The sequence below is a fragment of the Occultella kanbiaonis genome (assembly GCF_009708215.1).
Lineage (GTDB): Bacteria > Actinomycetota > Actinomycetes > Actinomycetales > Beutenbergiaceae > Occultella > Occultella kanbiaonis.
Window position 1 is genome coordinate 5,202,827 of the sequence record NZ_CP046175.1, and the last position, 17,772, is coordinate 5,220,598.

The 17,772-nt window shown below is 72.4% G+C and carries 20 protein-coding genes; 15 read left to right on the forward strand and 5 right to left on the reverse strand.

Annotation, left to right across the window (positions count from 1 at the left end):
- Positions 1 to 57 precede the first annotated feature (57 nt).
- The 11 genes from GKS42_RS23790 to thrS all read left to right on the forward strand — a co-directional run bounded on the left by GKS42_RS23790 (position 58) and on the right by thrS (position 9,139).
- On the forward strand, positions 58 to 993 hold the full coding sequence (locus GKS42_RS23790; RefSeq protein ID WP_154796079.1) for a T3SS effector HopA1 family protein: 936 nt from the start codon (positions 58 to 60) through the stop codon (positions 991 to 993).
- The gene (locus GKS42_RS23795) at positions 984 to 2,189 is read left to right on the forward strand and encodes a lanthionine synthetase LanC family protein (protein WP_154796080.1); all 1,206 of its coding nucleotides are present in this window, start codon (positions 984 to 986) and stop codon (positions 2,187 to 2,189) included. The genes GKS42_RS23790 and GKS42_RS23795 overlap by 10 nt, the downstream gene beginning before the upstream one ends.
- Positions 2,190 to 2,343: 154 nt before the next feature.
- Complete coding sequence (locus GKS42_RS23800) at positions 2,344 to 2,646, forward strand: urease subunit gamma (RefSeq protein WP_154796081.1); 303 nt, start codon at positions 2,344 to 2,346, stop codon at positions 2,644 to 2,646.
- Positions 2,647 to 2,656: 10 nt separating this feature from the next.
- A complete protein-coding gene (gene ureB / locus GKS42_RS23805) occupies positions 2,657 to 3,007 on the forward strand; it encodes an urease subunit beta (protein WP_154796082.1) in 351 nt (116 codons plus the stop codon).
- A complete protein-coding gene (locus GKS42_RS23810) occupies positions 3,000 to 4,703 on the forward strand; it encodes an urease subunit alpha (protein ID WP_154796083.1) in 1,704 nt (567 codons plus the stop codon). Before ureB ends, GKS42_RS23810 begins: the two co-directional genes overlap by 8 nt.
- Positions 4,703 to 5,368, forward strand: a complete 666-nt coding sequence (locus tag GKS42_RS23815; protein ID WP_154796084.1) for an urease accessory protein UreF — start codon at positions 4,703 to 4,705, stop codon at positions 5,366 to 5,368. Before GKS42_RS23810 ends, GKS42_RS23815 begins: the two co-directional genes overlap by 1 nt.
- On the forward strand, positions 5,334 to 6,176 hold the full coding sequence (gene ureG, locus GKS42_RS23820; RefSeq protein WP_154796085.1) for an urease accessory protein UreG: 843 nt from the start codon (positions 5,334 to 5,336) through the stop codon (positions 6,174 to 6,176). Before GKS42_RS23815 ends, ureG begins: the two co-directional genes overlap by 35 nt.
- Positions 6,173 to 6,877 carry an urease accessory protein UreD gene (locus GKS42_RS23825; protein WP_154796086.1) on the forward strand — a complete coding sequence of 235 codons (705 nt, stop codon included), beginning with the start codon at positions 6,173 to 6,175 and terminating at the stop codon, positions 6,875 to 6,877. Before ureG ends, GKS42_RS23825 begins: the two co-directional genes overlap by 4 nt.
- 100 nt (positions 6,878 to 6,977) lie before the next feature.
- Positions 6,978 to 7,157: an antitoxin gene (locus GKS42_RS23830; protein ID WP_154796087.1), complete on the forward strand. Its 180-nt coding sequence runs from the start codon at positions 6,978 to 6,980 to the stop codon at positions 7,155 to 7,157.
- Between the two features lie 109 nt (positions 7,158 to 7,266).
- Positions 7,267 to 7,674, forward strand: a complete 408-nt coding sequence (locus GKS42_RS23835; RefSeq protein ID WP_154796088.1) for a DUF1801 domain-containing protein — start codon at positions 7,267 to 7,269, stop codon at positions 7,672 to 7,674.
- A gap of 190 nt (positions 7,675 to 7,864) precedes the next feature.
- On the forward strand, positions 7,865 to 9,139 hold the full coding sequence (thrS, locus tag GKS42_RS23840; RefSeq protein WP_154796089.1) for a threonine--tRNA ligase: 1,275 nt from the start codon (positions 7,865 to 7,867) through the stop codon (positions 9,137 to 9,139).
- Here the strand turns inward: thrS and GKS42_RS23845 are convergent.
- The 3 genes from GKS42_RS23845 to GKS42_RS23855 all read right to left on the reverse strand — a co-directional run bounded on the left by GKS42_RS23845 (position 9,130) and on the right by GKS42_RS23855 (position 12,623).
- On the reverse strand, positions 9,130 to 9,537 hold the full coding sequence (locus tag GKS42_RS23845; RefSeq protein ID WP_154796090.1) for a DUF779 domain-containing protein: 408 nt from the start codon (positions 9,535 to 9,537) through the stop codon (positions 9,130 to 9,132). The genes thrS and GKS42_RS23845 overlap by 10 nt on opposite strands.
- An 88-nt stretch (positions 9,538 to 9,625) precedes the next feature.
- The gene (gene exaC, locus GKS42_RS23850) at positions 9,626 to 11,152 is read right to left on the reverse strand and encodes an acetaldehyde dehydrogenase ExaC (protein ID WP_154796091.1); all 1,527 of its coding nucleotides are present in this window, start codon (positions 11,150 to 11,152) and stop codon (positions 9,626 to 9,628) included.
- 205 nt (positions 11,153 to 11,357) lie between these two features.
- Complete coding sequence (locus tag GKS42_RS23855) at positions 11,358 to 12,623, reverse strand: sigma-54-dependent transcriptional regulator family protein (protein WP_168217969.1); 1,266 nt, start codon at positions 12,621 to 12,623, stop codon at positions 11,358 to 11,360.
- A 201-nt stretch (positions 12,624 to 12,824) separates the two neighbouring features.
- Here GKS42_RS23855 and GKS42_RS26080 point away from each other — a divergent pair, with 201 nt between their 5' ends.
- The 4 genes from GKS42_RS26080 to GKS42_RS23875 all read left to right on the forward strand — a co-directional run bounded on the left by GKS42_RS26080 (position 12,825) and on the right by GKS42_RS23875 (position 15,520).
- Positions 12,825 to 13,598, forward strand: coding sequence for an alpha/beta fold hydrolase (locus GKS42_RS26080; RefSeq protein ID WP_168217970.1), 774 nt, complete (start codon positions 12,825 to 12,827; stop codon positions 13,596 to 13,598).
- 19 nt (positions 13,599 to 13,617) lie between these two features.
- Complete coding sequence (locus GKS42_RS23865) at positions 13,618 to 14,190, forward strand: GNAT family N-acetyltransferase (protein WP_154796094.1); 573 nt, start codon at positions 13,618 to 13,620, stop codon at positions 14,188 to 14,190.
- Entirely contained in the window at positions 14,187 to 14,657 is a 471-nt protein-coding gene (locus GKS42_RS23870; protein WP_154796095.1) for an HIT family protein, read from the forward strand. Before GKS42_RS23865 ends, GKS42_RS23870 begins: the two co-directional genes overlap by 4 nt.
- Before the next feature lie 62 nt (positions 14,658 to 14,719).
- Entirely contained in the window at positions 14,720 to 15,520 is an 801-nt protein-coding gene (locus GKS42_RS23875; protein WP_154796096.1) for an LppM family (lipo)protein, read from the forward strand.
- A 75-nt stretch (positions 15,521 to 15,595) separates the two neighbouring features.
- On the opposite strand, the gene GKS42_RS23880 is transcribed toward GKS42_RS23875, so the two are convergent.
- Together GKS42_RS23880 and GKS42_RS23885 are read right to left on the reverse strand one after the other, a co-directional pair.
- Entirely contained in the window at positions 15,596 to 17,152 is a 1,557-nt protein-coding gene (locus tag GKS42_RS23880; RefSeq protein ID WP_154796097.1) for a flotillin family protein, read from the reverse strand.
- Between the two features lie 101 nt (positions 17,153 to 17,253).
- Complete coding sequence (locus GKS42_RS23885; protein WP_154796098.1) at positions 17,254 to 17,769, reverse strand: NfeD family protein; 516 nt, start codon at positions 17,767 to 17,769, stop codon at positions 17,254 to 17,256.
- Positions 17,770 to 17,772 lie beyond the last annotated feature (3 nt).

Consider the following 17,772-nt stretch of genomic DNA (forward strand, 5'->3'; position numbering starts at 1 on the left):
GGCGCCCTGCCTCATCACTAGGCACCGGTCCCACCCGGGGCCCGAGGGGAGCACGCGATGCACACCACCGACGTGATGCCGCAGACCACTGTTGCGGACGAGGTCGAGGCTGCCATCACCATGGTCCGCCGCACGCTGATCCTCGGCCGCGTGCGCAGTGCCGCCGAACTCACCGGGCAACTGCTCCGGGACTGGTACGCGCCGGCCACCCCGGTGCCGCCGGCCGATCCCGCGGAACCGCCGCTGGCCGGTCTGCTGCGCGTCGCACACGTGGGCTTCGAGCGGTGGCAGACGTCCAGCGGCTGGCGCGCGACGTCCGCCGGCCATGCCTGGCTCCGCGTCGAGGGCGGGCGGCCCCGGACCACCGTCGCCACGAACATCGTGGGCGCCGACGCCCACGGCGCCCTGGCGCCCACCGACCGCGTCGAGGTACGCGAGCAGGCCACCCGGGCCGCCGGCGGCCGCTGGCGCACCTGGGGGGCCGGCTGGGTACCCAGGCTGCAGGGCTCGGGCACGAACCTGCTCCGGATCCACCTGAACTGCCCGGCGGACAACCTGCCCGACCTGGTGCGGGCCGTCACCGCCCACACGAGCACCTGGGACGAACCGTGGGCGCTCGACGCCCCGACGGACCGGACGGCGACCGCACGTCCGGACGCCACCCACCTGACCCTCCCGGTCGGCGCGTTCATGCGCGGCACCGACCTCCTCCACGAACTCGTCGACGCCCTCGCGCCGCTGCTCCGGCCGGCCGTCCCCGCCCTGACGCTGCGACTCGCCCCGGGCGTCGGCGTGGGCCAGTCGGCGGCCACCGGACCCACGTTCGGCGAGCTCCGCTGCCACGTCCTGGCCCAGACGCTCATCGCGGACCCGTTCCCGCCCACTGCGGAACTCCTCCGACGCACACGCACCGCGCTCGCCCGTGAGGGCATCGACGCCCGCCGGCCCCACCGGGTCCGGGATACCCAGGATTGGGATGCACCATGGCTGTGACAGCACTCGCCGAACCGGACCTGCTGGCCTACGCGGGCGATCTCGCGGACGAGCTGCGGGCCGGGGTGGTCCGTGGCAGCACCGGGCCGACCTGGCGCAACCGCTCGCCCCGTACCCGCACCGGCCGCGGCCGTTCGCCGCACGCGGTCGAGGACGGTGACGCCGGGATCGCCTGGGCCCTGGCCGAACTCGGCCGCACGCTCGACCGGTCCGAGCTCCTCGATCTCGCCGTCGACGCCTCGAGCCGCACCCTGGAGGGCGCGGCCCGGGGCGGTGGACCTGGCCTGCTCACCGGCCTGGCCGGGGTCGCCTGCGCGGCCCATCGCGTGGGGGCCGCCGCGGACTCCCCCGAGCTGCGACGGAGGGCTCGCCGCGCCGCGGCGTCGGTGCGGACGGATCCACGTCGGCACGACCTCGCCGCGGGCACGGCCGGGCACCTGCTCGGACTGCTGGTCTGCGAGGCCCCGGCCACGGCCGTCTCGGCGGCCACCCGCCGGCTGCGCACAGCCGCCCGGCACCTGAGCGCGAACACGGTCTGCTGGCCTGATGCCGACGGTCGGGCGCGCACCGGGCTCGCCCACGGGACCTCCGGCGTCATCCTGGCCCTGGCGGAGGCGGCCGCCCGCCACCCCGTGCTGGCGACCGACCTGGTGCCACTCATCGACGGCGGCCTGCGCTGGGAGTCGGCCTGGTTCGAGCCTGAGGCCGACGCCTGGACCACGCCCGGATCAGAGCCGGCCGTTGCACCGGGCGGGCACGACGCGCAGACGACCGGCGACCCGTGGACCGGACCGGTGGGCATCGGGCTGACCAGGCTGCGCCTGCTCGCCCTGCGCGACCAGGGACTCGGGCTGGCGACCCCACGGACGAACCTCGTCGCCGACGTGCACGCCGCGGTCCGCGCGGGCACGCGCACCGCCCGAGCCACCACGGACCTGAGCCTCGGCCACGGCGCCGCGGGCACCTGGGACCTGCTCGCCTCGGCCGCAGTCGGTCTGGACGCCCAGGAATACCGCAGCGCCGCCGTCGACCTGGCGCACGAGGCCCTCGCCGCGCACGGCACGGCGGTACCGGGCCAGGGCGACGACGCCGGCCCCGGCCTGCTCTCCGGCATCGCCGGCACCGCACTCGCCCTCACCGCCGTGGCGACCCCTCGGGCCGGCTCCGCGAGCCGACTGTTCCTCGCGGGGAGGTGAGTGCCGTGGCCGCTGGACACCGACGTCGTCCGGTCCGACGAACCCCACGTCCGCGCGCGTGACCCTGCGGTTGCGCGCCCGCGACCTGTAACACTCCGTCAACACGCGTCGGGCAGAATGCCCATCACACCCGGCCGCAGCGTGAGGAGTGATGATGCACCTGACCCCATCGGAGCAGGAGAAGCTCCTGCTCGCGGTCGCCGGCATGGTCGCCCGCGACCGCAGGGAGCGCGGCATCCGCCTGAACTACCCGGAGGCGGCCGCGCTGCTGACCACCTGGGTGATCGAGGGCGCCCGCGAGGGACGCACCGTCGCGGACCTGATGGTGGCCGGCCGTGAGGTGCTCGGCCGCGCCGACGTGATGGAGGGCGTGGCCCAGATGCTGCCCGACATCCAGGTCGAGGCGACGTTCCCGGACGGTCGCAAGCTCGTCACCATCCACGAGCCGATCGCCTGAGGAGGCCGACGTGAGCGGACCGAACACGACCGGGCCCGGTGCGATCCGGGTGGCGCCTGGCACGATCGAACTCAACGCGGATCGGCGCCCCGACGAACGCCTGGACCTGGTCATCCTGAACACCGGGGACCGGCCGGTCCAGATCGGCTCCCATCTGCATCTGCCGGATGCGAACGAGGCCCTGGAGTTCGATCGCGAGGCCGCGCACGGGTTCCGGCTGGACGTGCCGTCCGGGACGTCGCAACGCTTCGAGCCGGGCGCCTCCCGCGCCGTGGCCGCGGTGGCGCTGCGCGGGGCGCGACGGGTGCCCGGGATCCGGTTGGGCCGGACCTCGGCGGACCTGGACGGCGACGATGGTTGAGATCTCCAGGGCGGCCTACGCCGCGCTGTACGGCCCGACGGCGGGCGACCAGATCCGCCTCGGTGACACCGATCTGTGGATCGAGGTCGAGCGGGACCACACGGTAGGCGGCGAGGAGGCCGTGTTCGGGGGTGGCAAGTCCATCCGCGAGTCGATGGCGCAGGGGATCACGTCCCGCACCGACGGAGCCCTGGACACGGTCATCACGAACGCGATCGTGCTCGACTGGTGGGGGGTGGTCCGGGCGGACGTCGGCATCCGCGACGGCGTGATCGTCGCCCTCGGCCGCGCCGGCAACCCGGACATCGCCGACGGGGTGCACCCGGCGCTGCACATCGGGCCCTCCACCGACGTGATCAGCGGCGAGGGCCGCATCCTCACCGCCGGCGCGTTCGACACGCACGTGCACCTCATCTCCCCCTCGCAGATCCACGAGGCGCTCGCCAGCGGCATCACCACGATCGGCGGCGGCGGCACCGGGCCCTCCGAGGGCACCAAGGCGACCACGGTGACCCCGGGCGCCTGGCATCTGGGCACGATCCACCGCAGCCTCGACCCGCTGCCGGTGAACGTGCTGCTGCTCGGCAAGGGCAACACGGTCAGTGCCGAGGCGTTCGCCGAGCAGGCCCTCGCCGGCGCGGGCGGGTTCAAGGTCCACGAGGACTGGGGCTCCACCCCGGCCGCGCTCGACGCGGCGCTGCGGGGCGCCGCGGACTGGGGACTGCAGGTGGCCCTGCACTCGGACTCCCTGAACGAGGCCGGGTTCCTGGAGTCGACGGTCGCCGCCATCGGCGGGCGCTCGATCCACGCGTTCCACACCGAGGGCGCCGGCGGCGGGCACGCGCCGGACATCATGCGCCTGGCCGGTGAGCCGTACGTGCTGCCGGGCTCGACGAACCCGACCCTGCCACACACCGTGAACACGGTGGCAGAGCACCTGGACATGCTGATGGTGTGCCATCACCTGAACCCCCAGGTCCCCGAGGACCTGGCGTTCGCCGAGTCCCGGATCAGGGCGACCACGATCGCGGCCGAGGACGTGCTGCATGACGTGGGGGCGATGTCGATCACGTCCTCCGACGCGCAGGCGATGGGCCGGATCGGTGAGGTCATCACCCGCACCTGGCAGGTGGCGCATGTGATGAAGGCCCGCCGCGGCGCGCTCGGCGGCGGGTTGCCGGCGGACAACGAGCGCGCCCGGCGGTACGTGGCCAAGTACACGATCAACCCGGCGATCGCGCACGGGGTGGACGCCTACATCGGCTCCGTCGAACCGGGCAAGATGGCGGATCTGGTGCTCTGGCAGCCGAAGTTCTTCGGGTTCCGACCGGACGTCGTGATCAAGGGCGGCGCCATCGTGCGCGGCGCCCTCGGCGACCCGAACGCGTCCATCCCGACCCCGCAACCGGTGCTGATGCGGGACGCGCTGGCGGCCGCGATCGGCGCCGAGGTCTCCGCGACGTTCGTCTCCCCCGCCGCGCTCGACGCCGGCCTGACCGAGCGGCTCGGGCTGCGCCGCCGGCTGCTTCCGGTGGCGGACACCCGCGCCGTGGGCAAGGCGCAGATGATCAACAACGACGCCCTCCCGGTGATCGAGATCAATCCCGAGACCTTCGAGATCGACGTCGACGGCGAACGCATCGTGCCCGCACCCGCCGCGCAGCTGCCGCTCGCCCAGCTGTACTCCCTGTTCTGATGGGCCCCTCCCAGTCGGTGCTCCTCGCGTTGCTCGCCGACGCCCGGCTGCCGACCGGTGCGCACACCCAGTCCGCGGGGCTGGAGCCCGCGCTGAGATCCGGGTTGGCCACGGACGCCGTCCCCGCCTACCTGGCCGCGCGGCTGCGAACGGTGTGCGTGGTGGAGGCGGGCACCGCCGTCGTGGCCCGGCACGTGAGCCTCGCCGGCGGGCGGACCGGCGACCTGGCCGCCGTCGAGACCGCATGGGCGGCCCGGACCCCCAGCCCGGCGCTGCGCGCGAACGCGCGCATGCTCGGGCGCGGCTACGTCCGGCTGTTGCACCGGCTCTGGCCCGTGGCCGGCGACGACCCGAGCTGGCGCGCCACTCGGCCGGTGGTCCTCGGGCTGATCGCCGCCCGGTCCGGACTGGACGCGGCGAACACCGCCCGTCTGGTCGGCTACGACGACGCCCAGACGGTGGCGGCGGCGATGCTCAAGCTCGCCCCGCTCGACCCGCTGGCGACGACCTCCTGGGTGCTCACGGCGTGGCCGCTGATCGAGACGCTCGCGGACCGCGTCGCCCACTTCACCCGACCCGGGGAGATCCCCGCCTGCGGTGCGCCCCTGATCGAGCAGTGGGCGCAGGACCATGACCACACCACCGAGAGGTTGTTCCGTGCCTGAGACCGCTGAGATTCCCAAGACCCGTTCCCTGCGGCTGGGGGTGGCCGGCCCGGTCGGCACCGGCAAGAGCTCACTGATCGCGCTGCTCTGCCGTGAGCTGTCCACCGACCTGGCGCTCGGGGTGATCACCAACGACATCTACACCGACGAGGACGCCCGGTTCCTGCGCTCGGCCGGCGTGCTGGACCCGGAGCGGATCCGTGCGGTGGAGACCGGCGCCTGCCCGCACACCGCCATCCGGGACGACGTCACCGCGAACCTGCTCGCGGTCGAGGACCTCGAGGCCGACTTCGCACCCCTGGACGTGGTGCTCGTGGAGTCCGGCGGGGACAACCTCACCGCCACGTTCTCCCCCGCTCTCGTGGACGCGCAGATCTTCGTGCTCGATGTCGCCGGCGGCGGCGATGTCGCCCGAAAGGGCGGCCCCGGGATCGCCCGGGCCGACCTGCTCGTGGTGAACAAGACCGACCTGGCCCCCTACGTCGGGGTGGACGTCGAGCGGATGGTCGCGGACGGGGCCGATGCCCGTGACGGGCGCCCCGTGCTCGCGCTCTCCCGGGACGACGCCGCGTCCGTGGCCACGCTCTGCGCGTGGGTGCGCGCCGTGCTCGCGGCGCACCGCGGCGGCGAGCACGTGCCGGTGGACCCGGGACCGATGGCGCCCCACTTCCACGCCGACCCCGACGGTGGCGGCGTGCTGCACTCGCACGCCGACGGCGATCACGACCATGCCCACGCCCGGCCGACCGGCCACGAGCACGCCACGGCCGAGGGACACGACCACACCGGGGACCCCGCGGGCACGTGAGCACCATCGCCGTCGCCCCCGCGCCGGGCCGGGCGCGGTGTCGGCTCGTCGCGGGCGCGCTGAGTCCGCGCATACTGCATGCCGACGACGGCGGAGCCCGGGTCGCGCTCGTCGCGACCGGCGCGTTGCTGCTCGGCGGCGACGAGGTGCGCATCGACGTCGAGGTGGCGCCCGGCGGGTGGCTCGAGGTGGTGGAGACCGCCGGGACGGTCGCCTACGACGCAGGCGGGACGCCGTCGGGCTGGCACGTACGGGCGCACCTGGGCGAGGGCGCCCGGCTGAGCTGGTGCGGACTGCCGCTCGTGGTGGCCGACGGCGCCCACGTACGGCGCAGCACCGAGCTCACCCTCGCCGCCCACGCCCGGGCGCTCCTGCGCGAGACCCTCGTGCTCGGCCGCGCCGGCGAGACCGGCGGGCTGCTGCGGGCCACCACCCGTGCCACGCTCGACGGCACGGACCTGCTGGTCGAGGACCTCGACCTGGCGCCGGCCGCCCGCACGGCACCCGGGGTCCTCGGGGAGCTCCGGGTGCTGGACACCACCCTCGCGCTCGGCTGGCGCCCGGTCGAGGTGCGGGCCGGGCGCCGGTACGACCTCGACGGTCCTGGCGCCTTCGTGCGACATCTCGGCGCCGATACCCATTCCGGGACGGGACCGGCGCTCGCGGCGACCTCCTGGCGGGCCGACCTCGACCTCCCGTGAACCACCCGGGCGCCGTTTCGGGGTGCGCCCGCCGCCGAACCCGACCACAATCGGGCCCGACCGGGCGGCTGCCCGGCTCGGTGATCGGGAGGGGACGCACATGGGTTTCGACGAGTTGAAGAAGAAGGCCAGCGAGTTGCTCGGCAACGAGGAACAGACGGACAACGCCCTCGACCGGGCCGCGAACTTCGCGAACGAGAAGACCGGCGGCAAGTACGAGGACAAGATCCAGCAGGGGCGTGACTTCGCAGACGGCAAGGTCGGCGACGAGCGCGCCTGACCGCTGATCCAGCGGCGGCCGGTCCCGGACGGGACCGGCCGTTGTGCTGTACGCGCCGGGGTCGGTCGGACCCGCGCGGATGTCGGTGCGCGGTGGCAGGATCGAGAGCATGGCCGAGTTGAAGACCCGCCCCGGTCCGGGGGACGTGGAGGCGTTCATCGCGTCCGTGCAGGATCCCGTCCGCCGCGCCGACGCCGAGCGTCTCGTCGAGCTGATGCGCGAGGTCAGCGGCGACGAGCCGGTGCTCTGGGGCCCGAGCATCATCGGCTTCGGCGAGCGCCACCTGGTCTACGCCAGCGGGCGTGAGATCGACTACTTCGAGGTCGGCTTCTCCCCGCGCAAGGCGGCCACCACCCTCTACCTGGACGCGGTCCTCGGGTCGTCGGCGGAACTGCTCGCCCAACTCGGACCGCACACCACCGGCAAGGGGTGCCTGTACGTCAAGAGGTTGGCGGACGTGGACGGTGACGTGTTGCGCCACTTGCTGGAGGAGGCGGTGCGGGCCGCTCGCGGGTGAGCGCGACGAGAAATCTCTGCGCCCGCACGGGCGAAGCGGGCATAGGCTGACCCCATGCGCCAGGCACAGGTCACCACGACGCCGGAGACTCTCCGGATCGTCGCGTAGCCATCAGCGCACCAGCCCCGGGGAGAACAACCCCGGGGCCTTCTCGTTCCGTGGGCTCTCCCCATCCCACGAAGGAGACAGCATGTCGCACGACCACCGCGTCCTCGGACGCCGGCTCGACCTGTTCGACACCACCCCCGCCGTCGGCGCCGGGCTCCCGCTCTGGCTGCCGGACGGCGCCGTGATCCGCGGTGAACTGGAGGCGTTCGCGCTCGAGGAGGCGCTCGCGTCCGGGTGCCGGCGCATCTACACCCCGGTGCTCGCCAAACGTGAGCTGTTCGAACGGTCCGGGCACTGGCACAAGTTCTCCGCCGACATGTTCCCGGAGATGATCGTGGGCGGCGAGAGCTTCGTGCTGCGGCCCGCCAACTGCCCGCACCACACCCAGGTGTTCGCCGCCCGGGAGCACAGCTACCGGGACCTGCCGGTGGGCTACGCCGAGCTGGGCTCGATGTTCCGCAGCGAGCTCTCCGGCGTGCTCGGTGGGCTCAGCCGGGTGCGCCAGATCAACCTCGACGACGCACACGTGTTCGCGCGGCCGGATCAGGTGGGCGAACAGGTGCGGGTGGCGCTGGCGGCGATCCGGCGCTGCTACGACGTGCTCGGCATCGAGATCGACCACCTGCGGCTCTCCGTGCGCGGCCCCGGTGGCGCCTACCTCGGCGGCGATGCGCAGTGGGAGCGTGCCGAGGGCCAGCTGCGGGAGGCACTGGACGGGGAGGGCCTTGAGTACGAGCTCGGCATCGGGGAGGCCGCGTTCTACGGCCCGAAGGTCGACGTGCAGGTCCGGGACGCCGCCGGGCGGGAGGAGACCCTCTCCACCGTGCAGGTGGACCACAACCTCCCGGAGCGCTTCGACCTCACCTACATCGGCCCGGACGGTCGCAAGCACCGCCCGGTGCTGATCCACCGCGGCCTGCTCAGCTCGATGGAACGGATGACCGCTCTGCTGCTGGAACGGCACGACGGTCGCCTGCCCACCTGGTTGGCTCCGGTCCAGGTGCGCCTGCTGCCCGTCGCCGAGCACGCCCACGGCCCGGCCGCGCTGCGCGTGCTGGACCTGATGCGCGGTGCCGGGATCCGGGCGGAGGTCTCCGTCGACGGGGCGCTCGGTGCCCGCATCCGCGCCGCTCGGGAACGCCGCGAGCCCTACCTCGCGGTGCTCGGCGACAGCGAGCTGGACGCCGATGCCCTGACCGTCAGCGCGCCGGGTTCCGGTGCACGCGCCACCATCGGGGTGGCAGCGTTCATCGCGTCCGTGACAGCCGAGGTCGGCCGGCGGTCACCGGCGGCGGCCCTGGACGCGGAGTCGATGGTTCCCCATCACGCAGACGCCCGGACCGAGGCTCACCGCTGAGCGGCCTCGAGCAGCTCCAGCTCGTCGTCGGTGAGCAGCCGGGACCGGATCAGGAACCGTACGCCCTCGGGGGCCTCGAGCGAGAAGCCCGCACCGCGCCCGGGGACGACGTCGATGGTCAGGTGCGTGTGCTTCCAGTAGTCGAACTGGAACCGGCTCATCCAGACCGGGACGGTGAAGTCGCCGTCCGGGGCGCTCACGCTGAGGTCGCCGAGGAGCACGTCGGCGTCGGAGGTGATGAAGTCGCCGTCGGCGAAGCACATCGGGGAGGACCCGTCGCAGCAGCCGCCGGACTGGTGGAACATCAGCTCGCCGTGGCGGCGGCGCAGGGAGGTGAGCAGCTCGCCGGCCGCGGGGGTCAGGGCCACCCGTTCGGCGGGCCCGGTCGTCTCGGTCATCGACGCCTCTGTCCTTCGGATGCGAGCCATCCGGACACCGGTGGGGACGGGACCACCGGTGCCCGGACGTGGGGCGCAGCGGGTCTGCTCAGAAGAATCCGAGCTTGTTCTCGCTGTAGGACACCAGCAGGTTCTTCGTCTGCTGGTAATGGTCGAGCATCATCTGGTGGTTCTCCCGCCCGATGCCCGAGTTCTTGTAACCACCGAACGCGGCCCCCGCGGGGTAGGCGTGGTAGTTGTTCGTCCAGACCCGGCCGGCCTGGATGTCCCGGCCGGCCCGGTAGGCGACGTTGCCGTTGCGGCTCCAGACGCCGGCGCCGAGGCCGTACAGGGTGTCGTTCGCGGTGGCGATCGCGTCGTCGTAGTCGGCGAACGAGGTGACCGACACCACCGGCCCGAAGATCTCCTCCTGGAAGATCCGCATCGAGTTCTTGCCCTCGAAGATGGTCGGCTGCACGTAGTAGCCGCCGCTCAGCTCGCCGCCGAGGTCCGCCCGGCCGCCACCGGTGAGCAGCTTCGCGCCCTCCGCCTTGCCGATGTCGATGTAGGACAGGATCTTCTCGAGCTGGTCGTTGGAGGCCTGCGCACCGATCATCGTGGTGGTGTCCAGCGGGTTGCCGGCGACGATCGCCTCGGTCCGCGCGATGGCGTCGCCGAGGAACGAGTCGTAGATGGACTCCTGGATGAGCGCCCGGGACGGGCAGGTGCAGACCTCGCCCTGGTTCAGCGCGAACAGAGTGAAGCCCTCGAGCGCCTTGTCGTAGTACGGGTCGTCGGTCCTGGCAGCGACATCCTCGAAGAACACGTTCGGGCTCTTGCCGCCGAGTTCCAGGGTGACCGGGATCAGGTTCTGGCTGGCGTACTGCATGATCAGCCGGCCGGTGGTGGTCTCGCCGGTGAACGCGATCTTCGCGATCCGCGGGTTGGACGCGAGCGGCTTGCCGGCCTCGGCGCCGAACCCGTTCACGACGTTGATGACGCCCTTGGGCAGGATCTCCCCGAGCAGCTCGATCAGGTACAGGATCGAGGTGGGGGTCTGCTCCGCGGGCTTGAGCACCACGGTGTTGCCGGCCGCGAGCGCCGGGGCGAGCTTCCACACGGCCATCAGGATCGGGAAGTTCCACGGGATGATCTGCCCGACCACGCCGAGGGGTTCCTTGAAGTGGTAGGCCACCGTGTCGTTGTCGATCTGGGTGGCGTGCTCCTCCTGGGCCCGGATCGCGGCCGCGAAGTAGCGGAAGTGGTCGATCGCGAGCGGGATGTCCGCAGCCAGGGTCTCCCGGACCGGCTTGCCGTTCTCCCAGGTCTCGGCGACGGCGATCTTCTCGAGGTTCTCCTCCATCCGGTCCGCGATCGCGTTCAGCACCGCGGCGCGCTCGGCGGCGGTGGTCCTGTTCCAGGTCCTCGCGGCCGCGTGGGCCGCGTCGAGGGCCTTCTCGATGTCCTCCGCGGTGCCGCGGGCCACCTGGGTGAACGGCTGTCCGGTCACCGGCGTGACGTTCTCGAAGTACTCGCCACCGACGGGCGGTACGTACTCGCCGCCGATCCAGTGGTCATAACGGTCGCGGTAGCTCATCAGGCTGCCCTCACGACCCGGTGCGCTGTAGACGGTCACCTCTGCGCCTCCTTGCGTTCTGGTCACCACCCGCCATCGGGTGGTCGTGTGGGTGACGTTACGAGCGGGTGCGTTGCAATCACGTTGCAACGGCAGCGCCCCGGGCGTCAACGGGGCGATCCCGACGTACCCAGTGCCTCGGAACCACACCGCAACGGGTTGGACCGGGTCGGGAGGAGGGGCGGGCCGCGCCAGGTCGGGTGGGTCAGGTGCCGAACTCGAGGTCGAGGGCCGCCAGACGCAGGTCCGCACGCAGGCGGGTCGCACTGCCGGCCGAGGCGAGGTCGCGCAGGCGCGCCCAGGCCTCCCAGTCGTCGCGGCCGGACGCGTCCGAGGTCCACCGCTCCACCGCCGCCGCGTCGGAGGTCGCGAGCACCGCGGACCGGACCTGCCCGGTCAGGTCGGCACGGAGGTCCTCGACGGCGGGTGCCACCGACGCGGGCAGCACCGGCCCGCCGTAGGCGGCGAGCGCACCGGTCAGGTCCCCGGCGCGGATCGCGTCCCGGACCTGTGCCACGTCGGAACGGGACGACGTGCGCAGTCGGTACGGTCCGCCGTCGGCCAGCATTCCGGGCAGCGCCCGGCGCAGCCGGGAGATCTCGGCGCGCACGGTGACCTCGGCGGTGTCCTCGAGGTACACCGCGGCCGCCAGTTCCGCGGCGCCGAGCGGCTCCGCGGACTCGCTGAGGACCAGGATCATCTCGCCGTGCCGGGCGGACAGGTCAACCCACTCGTGCCCACGGCGCAGCCCGGCCCGGCGGCGGCCGAGCACCCGCAGGTCGACCTCGCGGGAGACCGGTTCACGCAGCGGCGCGGCCAGTAGCTCCGCCTCGATCGCGGCGATCGTGGCCCGGATCAGCGCGAGCATGTGCGGCGCGGCCACCGAGGGACCGCCGGTGATGTCCAGGAGCCCCAGGGGTTGCCCGGTGCGCGGGTCGTGCACCGGCGCGGCCGTGCAGCTCCACGGCTGGATCGACGTCGCGAAGTGTTCGGCGCCGAACACCTGCACCTCGTGGTCCAGGGCCAGGGCGATCCCGGGAGCGGAGGTGCCCGTGGCGCTCTCGGCCCAGTTCGCCCCCTCCGCGAAGCCGATCCCCTCCAGCGCTGCCCGGGCGGCCCGGTCGCCCTCGATCCACAGCAGCCGCCCTCGGGTGTCCCCGAGGGCGACGACCATCCCGTCGGAGCCGAGCCCGTCCAGCAGCAGCCGGCGGATCACCGGGATCGCGAGCGAGAGCCGATGCTCACGCCGGTAGCCGGCGAGGTCCGCCACGGCGATGTCCGCGCGTGGCAGGGCCCGGTCCGGGTCCACCCCCGAGCGCAGGGACCGGCGCCAGGACTCCAGAACGAGCCGGCGGACGCCCGGCGTGGGGGCGCCGGTGGTCAGGAAGATCTCCCGGGCGCGGTGCACGTCCCGCTCCAGCTCGAGCGGGTCGGAGCCGCTCGGCCACGCGGCCCATGCGCTTCGATCCACGATCCACTCCCCTGCCCGGGCGCCATCACCCGACGGTCCCAGCGTAACCGGGGCCCGCGCCCAGCGGCTGTTCGGGTGGACCGTCGGGGCCAGCCGCTCGGAGAGCGTCGGGACGGCAGCGTCAACCGCTACCGGGCCCCATACGATGAGCTGGACTGCTCCCTGCTCCCGCCGCCGCGCGGTCCGACCGAGAAGGCCCCGATGACTGCTCCCACGCTCCCCGTGAAGGTCGACCGGGGCGATGGGCCGGCGCTCGTCCTGCTGCACGGCCTCGGCAACAACCACGAGAGCTGGACGTACGTCCTCCGTGAGGTCGACGAGACCCGCAACCGCATCATCGCGCCGGATCTGCTCGGGTTCGGCGACGCACCGAAGCCGCAGGTCGACTACACGCCAGGGGAGCACGCGGATGCGGTGATCGCCACCCTGGACGAGCTCGGGGTGACCTCGGCCGTGGTCGCGGGCCACTCGATGGGCTGCATCGTCGCGGCGGAGGTGGCCCGCAAGCGCCCCGATCTCGTCAGCCGTCTGGTGTTGCTCGGCGCACCGACCTTCCGACGGATCCGGCGCACCCGACGTCGGTTCGGCAGCCGGGTCGCCGAGGACCGCTACTCGGCGATCTTCAACGCCATCGCCGACAACCCGGACCTGACGATCACCGCCGCGAAGGGGCTCGACGTGTTCGCTCCGCTCGTGAAGGGCATGGAGATCACCGTGGAGACCTGGCCGGCGTTCCGGTCCAGCCTGCAGCACACGATCATGCAGACGCGCACCTACCGCGATCTGACGGTGCTGCCCGTGCCCACCCTGCTGGTCTACGGCCGCCTCGATGTGTTCGTGATCAAGCGGAACCTGAAGTCGATCGCGCGCCGTAACCGCCGCCACGTCCGCTACGAGACGCTGCTCGGCCCGCACGAGATCACGCCGGTCCAGGGCCGCACGGTCGCCGAACTGCTCCAGTCGGGTCCGAACTAGGTGCGGCAGGATGGCAGCCATGATCTCCTCACTCGACGACCTCACCTGGCCGGTCCGGACGGAGCGGCTGACCATCAGGCCAGCCACCGCCGCGGATGCCCCGAGCGCCTGGGCGTACCGGCGCCTCGATGACGTGGCCCGCTGGATGACCACCCAGCACGCCGACGAGGCGGGCTTCACCGAGTCCTTCGTCGAACCGGGCCGCCTCGCCAGGACGCTCATGATCGAGCGTGACGGCCAGATCATCGGCGACCTGATGCTCGCCCCCGAGGACGCCTGGGCCCAGACCGAGGTGGCCGCCGACGCCAAGCAGATGCAGGCGGAGCTCGGCTGGAGCATGGACCCGGCCCACCAGGGCCACGGGTACGCCACCGAGGCCGTGACCGCGCTGATCCGGGTCTGCTTCGAGGGGCTCGGCCTGCGGCGGGTCGTCGCGCTCTGCTTCGCGGAGAACGCACCGTCCTGGCGGCTGATGGAACGGGTCGGGATGCGCCGCGAGAATCACAGCGTGCGCGACTCGTTGCACCGCACCGGCGGCTGGATGGACGGCTACGGCTACGCCCTGCTGGCCGAGGAGTGGCGGGCCCGATGAGCCCCGTGGGGACCGGTGCGGACGGGCCCGCCGGTGCGCCCGAGGTCCCCGACTGCCTGTTCTGCCGCATCGTCGCCGGCACCGAGGACGCACAGGTGGTCGTCCGTACCCAGGACACGGTCGCGTTCCTCGACGTCCGTCCGCTGTTCAAGGGGCACACGCTCGTGGTCCCGGTCCGGCACGTGGTGACTCTGGCGGACCTCCCGACGGCGTTGGCCGAGCCGTTCCTGACGGCGGTGCAACGCGTCGCGGCCGCGGTGCCGACCGCGTTCGGCGCGCAGGGCACGTTCGTGGCGATGAACAACGTGGTCAGCCAGTCCGTGCCGCACCTGCACGCCCATGTGGTGCCGCGCACGAAGGGCGACGGGCTGCGGGGGTTCTTCTGGCCCCGGACGAAGTACGCCGACGACGGCGACGCTGCGGCTCATGCGCAACGGTTGCGTGCGGCGGTGGCCGGCTCGGCCTGAGCCGAGCGGACGGCCCGGCGCGCGGAACCTCACCCACCAGGTTTCGATGCCAGACTCGTACGGTGACGAAGACCCTCCTACGACTGCTCGTGGCCCTCGGCGGCCTGGCCCTGCTGACGGGCTGCCTGAAGATCGACGGCGACATCCGGATCAACGATGACGACACCGTCTCCGGGGAGGTCCTCGTGGCGTTCAGCACCGCGTGGGCGGTCTCCGAAGGTCAGGACCCTGAGGGCCTGGTCGACTCGATCGAGGAGGAGCTGGCCGCGGCGCCGGACTCCGGCGTGAGTGGGGAGCGCTACGACGACGGCGAGTTCGCCGGGGTGCGGATGACGCTGACCGATGTGCCGATCGAACGGGTCCGGTCCGCCACCTCCGATGCGCTCCGGATCGAACGGGTCGGCAGCACCTATGTGGTCACCGGTGACTTCTCCGAACTGGATCCCACGGTGCTCGGCGAGGAGGCCGGTGAGGTCCCGTGGTCCGTTCGCATGTCCGTGACGTTCCCCCGCGGGGTGACCGAGCACGACGGCACCCTCTCGGGCGATACCGTCACCTGGGAGCTGGGGCCGGGCACCACCTCGATGCACGCCGTCGGCCCCGCCCCCAGCACGCCGCTCCTGCAGAGGATCGGGTTCATCGTGCCGGCCCTCATCGTGATCATTGCGGCCGCGGTGCTCCTGACCTGGCTGAGCCGGCGCCGGCACCGGGCCGACGAGGCTGCCGGCCGCACCGCTGGGTTCCGGGCGCGCCGTGAGGCCGCGCGGGAACCGTCGAGCACAGACGTCGAGAGCATGCTCGGCGGGTCCGGCAAGACCGACGCCAAGTCGAAACCGACGGTGGAACCCGACGCGCAGGACTAGACCGGGCCGGCACGCGAAGGGCGGGCACCGTGATGGTGCCCGCCCTTCGCGTCAGCCGGTGACCGGTCGGGTCGATCAGACGCCGTCGGTCTCCGCCGGAACCCGCCGGACGATGCCCCGTGCGGGCTCCTCGTCGGTCGGCTCCACGCCCTCCGGGGTGATCTTCACGGCGAACGACTCCAGCAGTGCGTTGATGTCGATCCCGGTGGTGTTCTTCAGCAGCTCCATGGTCTGCACCATGTTGTTCGTGACCTGCTTCGGCAGCGCGCCGGCGCCGTCGGTGGAGACCACCGTGAGCTTGTCGATGTTGGCCATCGGCGCGGCAACCTCGTGGGCGATCTGCGGGAGGACCTCCACCAGCATCTGCAGCACGGCGGCATCGTTGTACCGGGCGAACGCGTCGGCACGCTTGTCCATCGCCTCGGCCTCGGCGTGACCCTTGGCCAGGATCGCGGCCGCCTCGGCGTCACCCTCGGCGCGGGTCGCCTCGGCCTCGGCCACACGACGTGCCTTCTCGGCCGCACCGCGGTTCTGACCCTCGATCGCCTCGGCCTCGGCCAGCGCGGACCGGCGGGACTTCTCACCGACACCGACCAGGCGGGACTTCTCAGAGTCTGCCTCGGCGGCGGCGATCGCCGCGGCCTTGTTGGCCTCGGCCTCGAAGATCTCCGCGTTGCGGTTCGCCTCGGCGGCCGTCTCCACCCGGTACCGCTCGGCGTCGGCCGGCTTACGGACCTCGGTGTCGAGCTGGCGCTCCTTCAGCGCCGCCTGCCGCACGGCCACCTTCTCCTGCTCGGCGAGGATGGCCTGGTCCCGGTCGGCCTGGGCCAGCGGGCCCGCCGCGGCTGCCTGCGCCTGCGCGGCGTCGGTCTGGGAGCGGATCTCCGCCTGCTTCAGGGCCAGGGTCCGCTGCGCGATCGCGATCTCCTCCTCGGCCTTGAGCCGGGCCTGCTCGGCTGCCTGGCGGGCCTCGGCCTCGGCCACGGAGGCGATGCGTTGGAGTTTCGCGGACTCCGGGCGACCGAGGTCGGCGAGGTAGGAGCCGTCGTCGGTGATGTCCTGGATCTGGAACGTGTCCAGCACCAGGCCCTGCCCGGTGAGGGAGGACTCGGCTTCGTCGGCGACCCGCTGTGCGAACGCCGCGCGGTCGCGGATGATCTGTTCCACGGAGAGCGACCCGACGATCGACCGCAGCGAACCCGCGAGGGTCTCCTGCGTGAAGATGTCGATCTCGTTCTGCTGGCTCAGGAAGCGCTGCGCGCCGGCGCGGATGGAGTCCACGTTGCCGCCGACCTTGACGATCGCGACGCCGTCGAGGTTCAGCTTGATGCCCTGACCGGAGACCGCGCCCCGGATCTGGACCATGATGCGGCGGCTGGACAGGTCGAGGGTGTGGATCCGCTGCACGAACGGCCACACGAACACACCGCCACCCATGACGACCTTCTGGCCGGACAGGTCGGTGGAGATGACTCCGGTCTCGGGGTTCTTGACGGCCTTGCCCTTACGGCCGGTGACGATGAACGCCTGGTCCGGGCCGGCGACCTTGTACCGCGAGCTGATGAGTCCACCGATGAGCACGATCACCACCACGATGGCGATCACGAGCACGATTGGGGAGGCAAAGTCCATGCGAATCTTCCTTCAGGTCGTCTGGCGTGGGCCCGGCGCGTCTGTTCGCCCGGCCCGATGGATGTACTGGTCGGAACTACGTTGTGCTGGGGTGCTGCGGCCTACGGATACGGGTAGGGGTTGGTGGGCAGGTCCGCCTCGACCATCACGGCGGTCGCGGAGAGCACGGCGGTGATGGTGACCGCGGCCCCGGACTGGACCGGACCGGGTGCCCGGGCGTTCAGGCGGGTGATGTGACCGGCGACCACCAGCGTGATCTCCCCGTAGCCACCCTCCGGGATCGCGGTGACCACGGACGCCTTCGAACCCACCAGGTCACCCGTGCGGACGTTCGCCTCGTCGCCGCCCTCCCTGAGTTTGAGCGTCGCCCAACCCGTCAACGACCCGACGATTCCTCCCGCGAGCAGACCGAACACGATCGAGAGCCCCACCGAATCCGTCAGGCTGAGCGTGAGCGCACCGGCGAACCCGAACACGCCGAGGAACCCGGCCAACGCCGCCCCGGAGAACAGGTCCCCCCCGATCCCGTCGAAGAGCCCGTCGAGAACCTCGCCGAGCAGGAGCGAGACCACTAGCAGGGCAATACCGATCCCGCCGATGATCAGGAATACGAGCATGTG

Excerpts from the sequence above, each read along its gene's own strand:
- ureG (WP_154796085.1), top strand. The coding sequence starts at position 5,334 with ATGACCACACCACCGAGAGGTTGTTCCGTGCCTGAGACCGCTGAGATT.
- thrS (WP_154796089.1), top strand. The coding sequence starts at position 7,865 with ATGTCGCACGACCACCGCGTCCTCGGACGCCGGCTCGACCTGTTCGAC.
- GKS42_RS23790 (WP_154796079.1), top strand. The coding sequence starts at position 58 with ATGCACACCACCGACGTGATGCCGCAGACCACTGTTGCGGACGAGGTC.
- GKS42_RS26080 (WP_168217970.1), top strand. The coding sequence starts at position 12,825 with ATGACTGCTCCCACGCTCCCCGTGAAGGTCGACCGGGGCGATGGGCCG.
- GKS42_RS23870 (WP_154796095.1), top strand. The coding sequence starts at position 14,187 with ATGAGCCCCGTGGGGACCGGTGCGGACGGGCCCGCCGGTGCGCCCGAG.
- GKS42_RS23885 (WP_154796098.1), bottom strand. The coding sequence starts at position 17,769 with ATGCTCGTATTCCTGATCATCGGCGGGATCGGTATTGCCCTGCTAGTG.
- GKS42_RS23795 (WP_154796080.1), top strand. The coding sequence starts at position 984 with ATGGCTGTGACAGCACTCGCCGAACCGGACCTGCTGGCCTACGCGGGC.
- GKS42_RS23835 (WP_154796088.1), top strand. The coding sequence starts at position 7,267 with ATGGCCGAGTTGAAGACCCGCCCCGGTCCGGGGGACGTGGAGGCGTTC.
- GKS42_RS23800 (WP_154796081.1), top strand. The coding sequence starts at position 2,344 with ATGCACCTGACCCCATCGGAGCAGGAGAAGCTCCTGCTCGCGGTCGCC.
- GKS42_RS23815 (WP_154796084.1), top strand. The coding sequence starts at position 4,703 with ATGGGCCCCTCCCAGTCGGTGCTCCTCGCGTTGCTCGCCGACGCCCGG.
- GKS42_RS23880 (WP_154796097.1), bottom strand. The coding sequence starts at position 17,152 with ATGGACTTTGCCTCCCCAATCGTGCTCGTGATCGCCATCGTGGTGGTG.
- GKS42_RS23810 (WP_154796083.1), top strand. The coding sequence starts at position 3,000 with ATGGTTGAGATCTCCAGGGCGGCCTACGCCGCGCTGTACGGCCCGACG.
- GKS42_RS23830 (WP_154796087.1), top strand. The coding sequence starts at position 6,978 with ATGGGTTTCGACGAGTTGAAGAAGAAGGCCAGCGAGTTGCTCGGCAAC.
- GKS42_RS23845 (WP_154796090.1), bottom strand. The coding sequence starts at position 9,537 with ATGACCGAGACGACCGGGCCCGCCGAACGGGTGGCCCTGACCCCCGCG.
- GKS42_RS23865 (WP_154796094.1), top strand. The coding sequence starts at position 13,618 with ATGATCTCCTCACTCGACGACCTCACCTGGCCGGTCCGGACGGAGCGG.